An 11,670-nucleotide genomic window follows, 5' to 3' on the forward strand; every position below is an offset into this window, starting at 1 on the left:
GATACTACCTGAATACATACAATTAAACGGCCTCAGTCCCATGGAATACAGGACGAAGGCCGCCTAATACTTTACTTATTTGTACTGTCTACTTGACGGGGTGCAGTTCAGAGCAAGCCAGTCTTTTTCTTTTTCTTTTTCTTTTTCTTTTCTTTCTTTTTCCTGCGGTTACTTATGCTTCAGCGTCTCGGCGACAATCGCCACGACGAGTTCCGTCACCTTCACGATATCGTCGGCGCGGATCCGCTCGCTGGTCGTATGAATCTCTTCGTAGCCGACGGCCAGATTGACGGTCGGAATGCCGTTGCCGTTGAACATGTTGGCGTCGCTGCCGCCGCCCGTGGCGAACGTGCTCGGCGCGAGACCGATCGCGCGGATGGCCTCGCTCGCGATCTGCACGACTTCGTCCGCTTCGGTGTAGTGATAAGCCGGGTAGATCGTGACGCTCTCGAATTCGTATTCGGCGCCGAACTCTTCGCAGGCGCTGACGACGGCTTCGCGCATCGACGCCACTTGGGCCTCCATCTTCTCCTGCACGCGGCTGCGCGCTTCGGCGAAGATCTTGATCTGGTCGACGACGATGTTCACTTCTCCGCCGCCTTCGAACCGGCCGATGTTCGCGGTCGTCTCTTCGTCGATCCGGCCCAGCTTCATGCGCGAGACCGCCTTCGAGGCGACCTGGATGGCGCTGATGCCTTTCTCGGGGCTGACGCCGGCGTGCGCGGCTTTGCCGCGGATGGTGATGTATTGTCGCGAGTTGGTCGGCGCGGAGACGGCGATCTCGCCGACGCTGCCGTTCGAATCGAGCGCATAGCCGAACTTCGCGCGCAGACGGGAGCCGTCCATCGCCCGTGCGCCGAGCAAGCCGGATTCCTCGCCCACCGTGATGACGAACTGGATCGGGCCGTGCGGCAGATTCTGCTCCTTCAGGACGCGGAGCGCTTCGAACATCGCGGCCAGGCCGACCTTGTCGTCGCTGCCGAGGATCGTCGTGCCGTCGCTGCGGATGAAGCCGTCGTCGTCGAGGCGAGGCTGAATGCCGCGGCCCGGCGAGACCGTATCCATATGCGAGGTGAAGAGCAGGGCGGGCACCTCTTCCCGACCGGCTGAGGCCGGCAGCCACGCGAACAGGTTGCCCGCGCCGTGACCCGTCTTCTCCGCGGCGTCGTCCTCCGACAGCTCCAGGCCGAGCGCCCCGAACTTCTCCTTGAGCGCCTTGCTGATCTCTTGCTCGTGCCGCGTCTCGCTGTCGATGCGGACCAATTCCATGAACTCGGCAATCAGCCGTTCTCTTTGAATCATCGGAAAGCCTCCTCGAATATAGGTGTGAAATACGTTACAATAGGAATGATCCAGTCAATCTTATCGCAAAGGATGATCCTGTTGAACCAGACGCGTTGGTTTAAAATCGTCATTTACGTCATGCTCATCGCCATGCTCGCTTCTACCGTACTGATGTCGATCGGATCGTTTCTGGACTGACGGAATCATAGCCGAATACGCGCTTGAAGTGCGGCATTAGCCGTTCCCCGATCGCTTCGACATCCAGGGCTTGACCGGTCTCGGCCTCCAACGAAGTCACGCCGTATTCCTGGATGCCGCAAGGCACGATCCCCTGAAAGCCGTCCTGCGCGACTTGGCTCTTCACGTTCAGCGCGAAGCCGTGACTCGTGACGAATCCGCGCCGGGTGCGCGCCCGATTGAACTTCACGCCGATCGCGGCGATCTTGCGATCCCCGACCCAGACGCCCGTATATTCCGGCTTGCGGCCGCCCTGCAGGCCGAATTCCGCCAGCAGGCCGATGATCGCTTCCTCGAGCTCGCGCAGGTACTTATGTAGGTCGAGACCTGCCGCCTCCAGATAGAGCAGCGGGTAGCCGACCAGCTGTCCGGGACCGTGGTAGGTGATGTCCCCGCCGCGGTCGATCTCGTAGACCGAGATGCCGCGCCGATGCAGCTCTTCCGGCCCGAGGAGCAGGTGTTCGGGATGACGGTCGGTGCCGACCGTATAGGTCGGCGGATGTTCGAGCATCAGCAGCGTATCTCCGCGCGCCTCCGTGTCGATCTCCCGGATGAGCGCTTTTTGCAGTTCCCACGCTTCCCCATAGTCGATCCGCGACAAGTACGCGGCGTGCAGCGTCTTCATCTTCGGCTTCGCCTCCCTTTCCACCCCTTATTGTAGCGCAACCGAATCCGGCCCCGCAATCGGCGGTTCGCGGCGCGTCCGCCGGCGAACGTTAAAGGCCGTCCCGGCCCGCGAGTTCGCCTCGGCGGCCGGGACAGCCTTGTCCTCCGGCCGCCGGGATGCCGGCGGCCGCCGTCTTAATATAGCTTGGTGTCCGAGCCGTAGCTCTCGAGATTCTCCTTGACCCGCTGCAGGAACCGGCCGCAGATGACGCCGTCGAGGATCCGGTGATCCAGCGACAGGCACAGGTTCACCATCGAGCGGACGCCGATCATGTCGTTGATGACGACCGGACGCTTCACGATCGATTCGAACGTCATGATCGCCGCTTGCGGATAGTTGATGATCGGCTGCGTCAGGACGGAACCGAACGAGCCGGTATTGTTCACGGTGAACGTTCCGCCTTGCAGATCGTTCAGCTTCAGCTTGCCTTCGCGGGTGCGGCGGGCGAGATCGTCGATCTCGTGCGCGAGCCCGGCGATGCTCTTCTGGTCGGCGTTGCGGATGACCGGCGTGATGACCGAATCTTCCGTCCCGACGGCCAGCGACAGGTTGATCTCGCGCTTCACGATGATCTTGTCCGTCGCCCAGACCGAGTTCATGATCGGGTAGTCCTTGATCGCGCTGACCGCCGCCTTGCACAGGAACGGCATGTACGTCAGATTGATCCCTTCCCGCTTCGTGAATTCGTCTTTGAGCTTGTTGCGCAGCACGACGAGGTTCGTCACGTCGACCTCGATCATCATCCAGCCGTGCGGGATCTCGGTGACGCTCTGACGCATGCGGCTCGCGATCGTATTGCGGATCGGCGTAACGTCGATCATATACTCGCCGCGCCCCGGGAGCTCTTGGCCCTCGATCTCGACGGACGGGATGCGCGGCGATTCGGACAGATGCAGCCCGGAGGATCGGACCGGCATTCGCGGGTCCATCGGCGCCAGCTGCGCGGCGGCCGCGGGAGCCGATGCGGCCGGCGCGTTCTGTGCGGGCGTCGGGGCGGCTGTCGCAGGCGCTGTTGCCGGCGCAGAGGCCGCGCGGTCGGCGGAACCGGCCCCGCCGGCTTGCACCGCGGCCAGCACGTCGGCGCGCGTAATGCGCCCGCCGGCGCCCGTACCCGCTACGCGGTTCAGATCGATCCGATGCTCGGCGGCCAGCGACTGCACGGCCGGCGAGTAGCGATGGCGCATCGGCGCGTTCGCGCCGGCGCCTGCATCCTGCGGATTGCCGGCGCTCGGCGCCGGGGCCGCCGCGTACGATTCCGCGGCCTCCTGCGCGGCGGTAGCGGGCAGGCCGGCCGCCGCCGCGCCGCCCGGAATCTCCGCGTAGATCTCGGCGGCCTCCGTCTCGATCAGGCAGATCGGCGAGCCGACGTCGATCGTCTCCCCGGCGCCGACCAACACCTTCACGAGCACCCCGCGGACGGTCGACGGGAGCTCCGCGTTCACTTTGTCGGTGATGAGCTCGCAGATCGGCTCGTACATCTCTACCGTATCGCCCGGCTGCTTCAGCCATCGTTCGACTGTCGCCGTCACGAGCGATTCCGCCAACTGCGGCATGATGATTTCTGTCAACTGCTTAGGCATCGTTCCCGCTCCTTTCAGGCGCCGATCAGTAGCGCGCCAGCTCCAGCATCGCCGCTTTTAATTTGTCTTTGTTCAGCATGTAGTGCTTCTCGCCCGGCGGATTGATCGGCATCGCCGGCACGTCCGGCCCGCACAGCCGGCGGATCGGCGCGTCGAGGTCGTAGAGCAGCTCCTCCGCGATGATCGCGGCCACTTCGGCGCCTACGCCGCCCGTCTTGTTGTCCTCATGCACGATGAGCACCTTGCCGGTCTTGGCCGCCGCCTCGAGAATTCCCTCGCGGTCGAGCGGCTGAATCGTCCGCAGATCGAGGATGTGCGCCTCGACGCCTTCCTCGCGGGCGAGCTCCTCGGCCGCCTGCATGGCAAAGTGCAGCGGCAAGCTATAGCCGATGACGGTGATGTCGCGTCCTTCGCGCAGCACGTTCGCTTTGCCGATCGGCACCGTATAGTCGCCTTCGGGCACTTCGTCGCTCACGAAGCGGTAGCACTTCTTGTTCTCGAAGTAGAGGACCGGATCCGGATCGCGGATCGCCGCGATCAGCAGCCCCTTCGCATCGTACGCCGTCGCCGGTGCAACGATCTTCAGACCCGGCGTCCCGAAGAACACCGATTCCGGACACTGCGAATGGTACAGGCCGCCGAACACGCCGCCGCCGATCGGCGCGCGGATGACGACCGGGCATTCCCAGTCGTTGTTCGAGCGGTACCGGATCTTCGCGGCTTCGCTGATGATCTGGTTGGTCGCGGGGAACATGAAGTCCGAGTACTGCATCTCCGCGATCGGCTTCATGCCGACCATCGCCGCGCCGATCGCGACGCCGGCGATGGCGGATTCCGCGAGCGGGGTATCGAGCGCCCGCATCTCCCCGAACTGCTGCTGCAGTCCCTTGGTCGTGCCGAACACGCCGCCCTTTAGGCCCACGTCCTCGCCGAGCACGAACACGCTGGCGTCGCGCTCCATCTCCTCTTTCATAGCCGACCGAATCGCTTCGATATATTCCATGACTGCCATCGTCAGCGCCCCTCCCCGTGAACCGAAACTTCGGCGTAGACGTAACGGAACGCGTCCTCTACCGGCTGGAACGGCGCCCGTTCGGCATAAGTCGTCGCTTCGTCGATCATCGCGCGCAAACGGGTCTGCAGCTCCTGCTCCCGCTCGTCCGACCAGAGCCCGTGCTCCGTCAGATAGGCGCGGAAAGCCGGCACGGCATCCTTCGCCTTGTGCAGATCGACCTCTTCCTTCGTGCGGTAGGCCATATCGTTGTCGGAGGTGGAGTGCGGCGTTACGCGGTACGTCATAATCTCGACCAGCGTCGGCCCCTCGCCCGCGATCGCGCGCTCATGCGCTTCCTTGAAGACGCGGTAGACCTCGAGCGGGTCGTTGCCGTCCACGCGAATGCCCGGGAACCCGTAGCCGAGCGCCCGGTCGCTGATGCGGCCGGCGGACTGCTTGGACATCGGGACGGAGATGGCGTATCCGTTGTTCTGGCAAACGAAGATGACCGGAAGCTTATGCACGCCGGCGAAGTTGCAGCCTTCGTGGAAGTCGCCTTGGTTGCTCGAGCCCTCCCCGAACGAGACCAGCGACACGCTGCGGTCGCCTCTCATCTTCGCGGCCAGCGCGATGCCGACCGCATGCGGCACCTGGGTCGTGACGGGACTGGAGCCCGTGACGATGCGCAGGCGCTTGTGGCCGAAGTGGCCGGGCATCTGGCGTCCGGCGCTGTTCGGATCCTCGCCCTTCGCGAACAGGGACAGCATCAGTTCCTTCACGGTCATGCCGACCGCGAGCACGAAGCCGTAATCCCGGTAGTAAGGCAAAAAATAGTCCTTGTCCAGATCCATCGCGAACGCCATCGCAACCTGCGACGGCTCCTGCGTGATGCCGGAGATGTGGAAGTTCACCTTCCCCGCGCGTTGCAGCAGCTGCCCTCTCTCATCGTAACGCCGAGCCAGCATCATCGTCTCATACATTTGAACGACTCGCTCGTCGCTTAATCCGAGCAGCGCATGTCTCGCTTGCTGCTGGACGGAGCCTTTCCGGGTCATGGCGCGTCCCTCCTGGCTTTGACTTAGTTTTAAAACCTGGTCTTAATACTAACACCTAGAACCTATTATACATCCTTCCTCGGCAAAAGGAAACGGTCGTTCCGCGCCCCCGCCGCCAAGCCCAGCGCGCGGGGGCGGATAAGGCAAACGGCTTCGCCGATGCTGCCCTGGCGAAACCGCTGCTCTGGCGCGCCGCGCAAGGCGCGCGCCCTCTTATGAACCGTGCGCGGCGTTCCCTTCGAGCGCCTGCATCACTTCCTGCATCGCCTCCGACAGCGTCGGATGCGGGTGAATCGCGCGGCCGATCTCCCAAGGCACCGCGTCGAGCAGCTTCGCCAGCGAAGCCTCGGCGACGAGCTCGGTGGCATGCGCGCCGACGAAGTGCACGCCGAGCAGATCGCCGCTCGCGCGGTCGGCCACGACTTTGGCGAAGCCGTCCGCTTCGCCGTGAACGAGCGCCTTGCCCAGGATGCGCAGCGGCAGCCGGGCCGTGCGGACGTCGAAGCCGTTCGCCTTCGCCGCTTCCTCCGTCCAGCCGATCGAAGCCGCTTCGGGACGCGAATAGATCGCCCGCGGAATGTCGCGGTCCGCCGCGCGCGGATAGGACCGCCCGAGCAGATGATCGACGGCGACGTGCGCCTCGTGCATGGCCGCATGCGCCAGCTGGACGCCGCCGATGACGTCGCCGATCGCGTAGATGTGCGGTTCGCCCGTCTGCAGCGTGGCCGGGTTGACCGCGACGAATCCGTTGCTGGTCTTCACGTCCGTGTTCTCGAAGCCGAGGCCCTCGACGTTGCCTTGACGGCCCACGGACACCAGCATCCGTTCCGCCGACAGCGTCTCCGTCCGTCCGTCCGCTTCGACCCGGACCGTGACGCCGCCGTCCGCGACAGCGCAGCTTGCCGCATCGAGCTTCGCGCCCAGCAACACCTTCGCGCCGCGCTTCTGCAGCTGCTTCGCCAGCTCCGCGGATACGTCCTTGTCCTCGCCGGGCACGAGCCGCTCCGCCGTCTCGACGAGCGTCACCTCCGTGCCGAAGTCGCACAGCATCGACGCCCACTCGACGCCGATGACGCCCCCGCCGACGATGACGATCGACGCCGGACGCGACGTCCAGGCGAGCGCTTCGTCGCTCGTCACGACGTGCAAGCCGTCGTAGGGCAGTCCCTCCAGCTTGCGGGGACGCGAGCCCGTCGCGATGATGAGATTGCGCGGCACGACAGTCTCCGATTCGTCGTCCTCCAGTTGCACCGCCACCGCGCCGCTGCGCGGGGAGAAGATCGACGGCCCGATGATGCGGCCGCTGCCCTGAATCACCTGGATCTTGTTCATCTTCATGAGGGTCTGGACGCCCCGATGCAGCTGCTCGACGATGCCGTCCTTGCGTTGCATCACCTGCCGCCAGTCCACCTCCGGCGCGCCCTCCGGCAGCCGAATGCCGTATGAAGACGCTTGTCCGACCTCCGCGAATACTTCCGCGCTGCGCAGCAGCGCCTTGCTCGGGATACATCCCCGGTGCAGGCAGGTCCCGCCCAACTTATCTTGCTCGATGATCGCGACGCTTCGCCCGGCTTGCGCCGCGCGCACCGCGGCCGTATATCCGCCCGGTCCCCCGCCGAGAATGGCGACATCGACTTCGATTGGCATCGTTTTCCCCTCCGCATTCCTGTTCCGGTAGTTCGTATGTATACTGCACGATCTATTGTACCTTTTTTTGACGAACGGGACAAAGCCGCCCGCCATGCGGCTTCGGCGTGGACATCCTCCTTCCGAATCGGTATGATAGGAGAAGAGGAGAGGAAGGTGAACCTGTCCGTTGAAGCTCGTCGTATCGCGCCTGATCGCCGTTTTACTGCTTGTCATTCCCGGCCTTGCAGCCGCCTACGGTTTTTTGCTGATGAAGGACGCGCTCTGGGATTACTTCGCGCAGCTCGGCAACGTGAAGCTCCCGAACCCGGAATTCGCCTGGCTGCATTTCGCGCTCGGATTTATCTTATTCCTGATCGGCGTAGGATTTATAGGCGGTTGGATCTTTTTCCGGGACCGCAAGCATAACTATGTCTCTTCGCGCTTCCGCGCCAAGCGGCCTCCTCGGCCCCCGCGCCCGCAAGAGAACGGCAAACCTTCGGAATAATCGAATAACGGCAGAGGCTCTCCGGCGTTTCCCGCGGAGAGCCTCTTTAATGCGCGTTCACGGACGGTTCCGATACGCTTTGGGCGTACAGCCGTAGACCGCGCGGAACAGCTTGATGAAGTAGCTGAAGTTGTCGAATCCCGACTCGAGCGCCGCCTCCGATATCGTCAGGTCCGAATCCAGCAGCCGTCCGGCCGCATGACGGATGCGGTACCGGTTCAGATAGGCGATGGGCGTCTGCCGCATATACGTGCGGAACACCCGGCTGAAGTGCCCTTCGCTCATCCCCGCGACGTCCGCGAGCTCGCGGACGGTCAACCTGCGCGCGAAGTGCGCCTCGATGAACAGCAGCACGTTCTTCAACCGTTCCGCGGCGCGCCGCTCGGACGGCTCGCCCGGATGCTTGCTCTGCATCAACCCGCGCGAGATCAAGTCGGCGAACAGGGCGAGCAGCCCGATCTTGACGCGGAGTTCCCGGGCCGGGTCGTCCGACGCCTCCAGGTCCAGCACGGTCCGCAACTGCGTCAGCAATTTCGGTCCCCACTCGGCGTCCGCCGTCCAATGCGAGGGGAGCGACAGCAACCCCCGCTGCAGCGGCAGCAGGTAGCGCTTCGCCATCTGATCCCCGCTGCCGATCAGCCAGCCCAGGTCGCAGACGACCGCCTCGTACGTGCAAGGGGCTTCTTCTAGCGGAAAACCGCCGTGCAGCTCCCCGCCCGGGATGAAGATCGCTTCGCCCGCCTTTAATTCATAGGAAGCGAGTCCGATCTGGAAGATCGCCTTGCCGTACGTCACCATGAGGAATTCGATCTCTTCGTGCCAATGGTTGTCGAGGATCGACTCGCCGGCCGTTCGCTCGATTCGATAGAAACCGACGGGGAAGCCCGGGTTGCCGTGCAGTCGGTTCTCTCTTAAAGGTTTGACGTCCATCCCATCCCTATGCTCAGAATCGTGTTATTAATGAGCATAATAATGCAAGAGCCGCGGGATATCAATCGGTATTCTATTAAAGAGACAGGTACCGAAACATCAACCCGAAGGGATGGATGAAGATGAAGTTCAGCGACGGCTATTGGATGACTCGCAAAGGCTACGAGGTGCTCAGTCCGTACGAAGTGCACAGCGTGGAGGCCGGGCAGGACAAGCTGCGGGTGTACGCGCCGCACCGTCATCTGGAGCACCGCGGCAATACGCTTAACGAAGCGCTCACGACGATGGAGTTCGACTCTCCGCTGCCGGACGTTATCCGCGTGCGTCTCTACCATCATAGAGGTCGCAAGCGCCGGTCGCCCGACGCGTTCCCGCTCCTGACCGGTGGCACCGCGCCCGTCGCCATCGCAGACGGCGAGGACGCCGTCTCGCTGACGAGCGGCCGCACGACCGTGACGATCGCCAAATCGCATCAGTTGAAGATCGCCTATACGTACGAAGGGCGTAAATTGACGGGCAGCGGCTTCCGTCAGACCGCTTTCGTGCGGGGCGAGGACGGCCGCCATCATTTCCGCGAGCAGCTCGATCTCGCCGTGGGCGAGACCGTCTACGGCCTCGGAGAGCGCTTCTCCGCGTTCGTGAAGAACGGCCAGACGGTCGACATCTGGAACCAGGACGGCGGGACCGCGTCCGAGCAAGCCTACAAGAACATCCCGTTCTACGTGACGAACCGCGGCTACGGGGTGTTCGTCAATCATCCGGAGCTCGTGTCGTTCGAAGTGGCTTCGGAGAAAGTATCCAAAGCCCAATTCAGCGTCGAAGGCGAGATGCTCGAGTATATGATCATCGGCGGGGGCTCGCTCAAGGCGGTGCTCGGCAACTATACGTCGCTGACCGGCAAGCCCGCTCTGCCGCCTTCCTGGACGTTCGGCCTGTGGCTGACGACGTCGTTCACGACGAACTACGACGAGGCGACGGTGAACAGCTTCGTGGACGGCATGGCCGAGCGCGATCTGCCGCTCTCCGTCTTCCACTTCGACTGCTTCTGGATGAAGGAATACCAATGGTGCGACTTCGAGTGGGACGCGCGCGTGTTCCCGGATCCGCAGGGCATGCTCGCGCGGCTGAAGGCCAAGGGGCTGAAGATCTGCGTCTGGATCAACCCCTACATCGCGCAGCGCTCCCCGCTGTTCGACGAAGGCATGGCGCAAGGCTATCTGCTGAAGCGGCAGGACGGCAGCGTCTGGCAATGGGATCTGTGGCAGTACGGCATGGGCATCGTCGACTTCACCAATCCCGACGCCTGCCGCTGGTTCGGAGACAAACTGCGCGCGCTCGTCGACATGGGCGTCGATTCGTTCAAGACCGACTTCGGAGAGCGGATCCCGACCGACGTCGTCTACCATGACGGCTCGGATCCGTTGCAGATGCACAATTACTATACCCAGCTCTACAACAAGGTCGTCTTCGAAGTGCTCGAGGAGAAACTCGGCCCTGGTGAAGCCGCCTTGTTCGCCCGGTCCGCGACGGCCGGCGGCCAGCAGTTCCCGGTCCATTGGGGCGGCGACTGCGAGGCGACGTTCGAGTCGATGGCGGAGAGCCTGCGCGGCGGCCTGTCCCTCGGCCTGTCGGGCTTCGGCTTCTGGAGCCACGACATCGGCGGCTTCGAGCAGAGCGCGACGCCGGACCTGTACAAGCGCTGGGTCGCCTTCGGCCTGCTCTCCAGCCACAGCCGCTTGCACGGCAGCACGTCGTACCGGGTGCCGTGGCTGTTCGACGAGGAAGCGGTCGACGTGCTCCGGCACTTCACGAAGCTCAAGGCCCGCCTGATGCCGTATCTGTTCGGACAAGCGGCCGTCGCTTCGCGGCAAGGGCTGCCGATGATGCGCGCCATGGTGCTGGAGTTCGGGGAAGACGCGGCTTGCGACTACCTGGACCGCCAGTACATGCTCGGCGATTCGCTGCTCGTCGCTCCGATCTTCAACGAGGAAGGCGAGTCGGCCTACTATCTCCCGCAAGGAACGTGGACGCACTTCCTCACGGGCGAGCAGGTCGAAGGCGGCGCTTGGCGGCGCGAGCATTACGACTACATGGGCTTGCCGCTCTTCGCCCGCGAAGGCGCGCTCATCCCCGTCGGACGCGAGGATTCCCGCCCGGATTACGATTATGCGGACGGCGCGGTCTTCCACCTGTTCGCACCGAAGTCCGGCGCATCCTTCTCGGCGTCCGTCCCGGACAGCCGCGGGAACGAACGGTTCTTCGTCTCCGGCAGCCGCGAAGGCGAGATCCTTCGCCTCGAGACTCGCGGCGAAGCGGCCGAATGGCGTTTGCTGCTCCGCGGCGTCTCCACCGTCTCCGGCGTCGACGGAGGCACGGCGCAGCCAAGCGCGGAAGGCGTCGTCATCGTGCCGGCGTCCGGCGCGACGCGGCTGCAGATCCAGCTGTAAGGCTCCCGCGCAAGCAGCAAAGGCGATCCCCTGAACGAGGGGGATCGCCTTTTTATTGCTGAAGCCCGTTTTAGGGTACGAAACTTGGATCTCCCCTCGCCGGAAACGCAAATTGAACTATCCAGAAAGCCGATTGAGCCTGGAGGAACAGTCCCATGGCGCGTTTTCGCCATGACATAACCAAATGCACACATTCACCGCTCCAGCTAACCGACCGCCAATGTAGGTCATTTATTTCTGCACATTCGCTGCTCTAGCTCGCCGACCGCCAATGTAGGTCATTTATTTCCTCACATTCGCTGCTCTAGCTCGCCGACCACTAATGTAGGTAGTTTACATACG

General features: G+C 63.4%; 10 protein-coding genes. 3 read left to right on the top strand and 7 right to left on the bottom strand.

All coding sequences use genetic code 11. The features are described 5' to 3' along the window. Window positions 1–168: 168 nt before the first annotated feature. Complete coding sequence (locus tag H7C19_RS33950) at window positions 169–1,302, bottom strand: M20/M25/M40 family metallo-hydrolase (RefSeq protein ID WP_185673523.1); 1,134 nt, start codon at window positions 1,300–1,302, stop codon at window positions 169–171. A gap of 72 nt (window positions 1,303–1,374) precedes the next feature. Between H7C19_RS33950 and prli42 the strand changes: the two genes are divergently transcribed. Then, entirely contained in the window at window positions 1,375–1,482 is a 108-nt protein-coding gene (gene prli42, locus H7C19_RS35600) for a stressosome-associated protein Prli42 (RefSeq protein WP_313732058.1), read from the top strand. On the opposite strand, the gene lipB is transcribed toward prli42, so the two are convergent. From lipB to lpdA, 5 genes are all read right to left on the bottom strand, one after another. After that, window positions 1,445–2,146: a lipoyl(octanoyl) transferase LipB gene (gene lipB / locus H7C19_RS33960; protein ID WP_185673525.1), complete on the bottom strand. Its 702-nt coding sequence runs from the start codon at window positions 2,144–2,146 to the stop codon at window positions 1,445–1,447. The two genes, prli42 and lipB, sit on opposite strands and share 38 nt — an antisense overlap. Before the next feature lie 176 nt (window positions 2,147–2,322). Next, a complete protein-coding gene (locus H7C19_RS33965) occupies window positions 2,323–3,768 on the bottom strand; it encodes a dihydrolipoamide acetyltransferase family protein (RefSeq protein WP_185673526.1) in 1,446 nt (481 codons plus the stop codon). Between the two features lie 25 nt (window positions 3,769–3,793). Further along, complete coding sequence (locus H7C19_RS33970; RefSeq protein WP_185673527.1) at window positions 3,794–4,780, bottom strand: alpha-ketoacid dehydrogenase subunit beta; 987 nt, start codon at window positions 4,778–4,780, stop codon at window positions 3,794–3,796. 2 nt (window positions 4,781–4,782) lie between these two features. Beyond that, the gene (locus tag H7C19_RS33975; RefSeq protein WP_185673528.1) at window positions 4,783–5,817 is read right to left on the bottom strand and encodes a thiamine pyrophosphate-dependent dehydrogenase E1 component subunit alpha; all 1,035 of its coding nucleotides are present in this window, start codon (window positions 5,815–5,817) and stop codon (window positions 4,783–4,785) included. Window positions 5,818–6,030: 213 nt separating this feature from the next. Then, the gene (lpdA, locus tag H7C19_RS33980; protein WP_185673529.1) at window positions 6,031–7,464 is read right to left on the bottom strand and encodes a dihydrolipoyl dehydrogenase; all 1,434 of its coding nucleotides are present in this window, start codon (window positions 7,462–7,464) and stop codon (window positions 6,031–6,033) included. A 169-nt stretch (window positions 7,465–7,633) separates the two neighbouring features. On the opposite strand from lpdA, the gene H7C19_RS33985 reads away from it, so the two are divergent. Continuing rightward, on the top strand, window positions 7,634–7,951 hold the full coding sequence (locus H7C19_RS33985; RefSeq protein WP_185673530.1) for a DUF2627 domain-containing protein: 318 nt from the start codon (window positions 7,634–7,636) through the stop codon (window positions 7,949–7,951). A 57-nt stretch (window positions 7,952–8,008) separates the two neighbouring features. Here the strand turns inward: H7C19_RS33985 and H7C19_RS33990 are convergent, their stop codons facing one another. Beyond that, window positions 8,009–8,881 (bottom strand): AraC family transcriptional regulator, encoded by an 873-nt coding sequence (locus H7C19_RS33990; RefSeq protein ID WP_185673531.1) that lies wholly within the window; start codon window positions 8,879–8,881, stop codon window positions 8,009–8,011. A gap of 122 nt (window positions 8,882–9,003) precedes the next feature. Here H7C19_RS33990 and yicI point away from each other — a divergent pair, with 122 nt between their 5' ends. Beyond that, a complete protein-coding gene (yicI, locus tag H7C19_RS33995) occupies window positions 9,004–11,328 on the top strand; it encodes an alpha-xylosidase (protein ID WP_185673532.1) in 2,325 nt (774 codons plus the stop codon). Window positions 11,329–11,670 lie beyond the last annotated feature (342 nt).

The sequence above is a fragment of the Cohnella nanjingensis genome, from assembly GCF_014212125.1.
Taxonomy (GTDB): Bacteria; Bacillota; Bacilli; order Paenibacillales; family Paenibacillaceae; genus Cohnella; species Cohnella nanjingensis.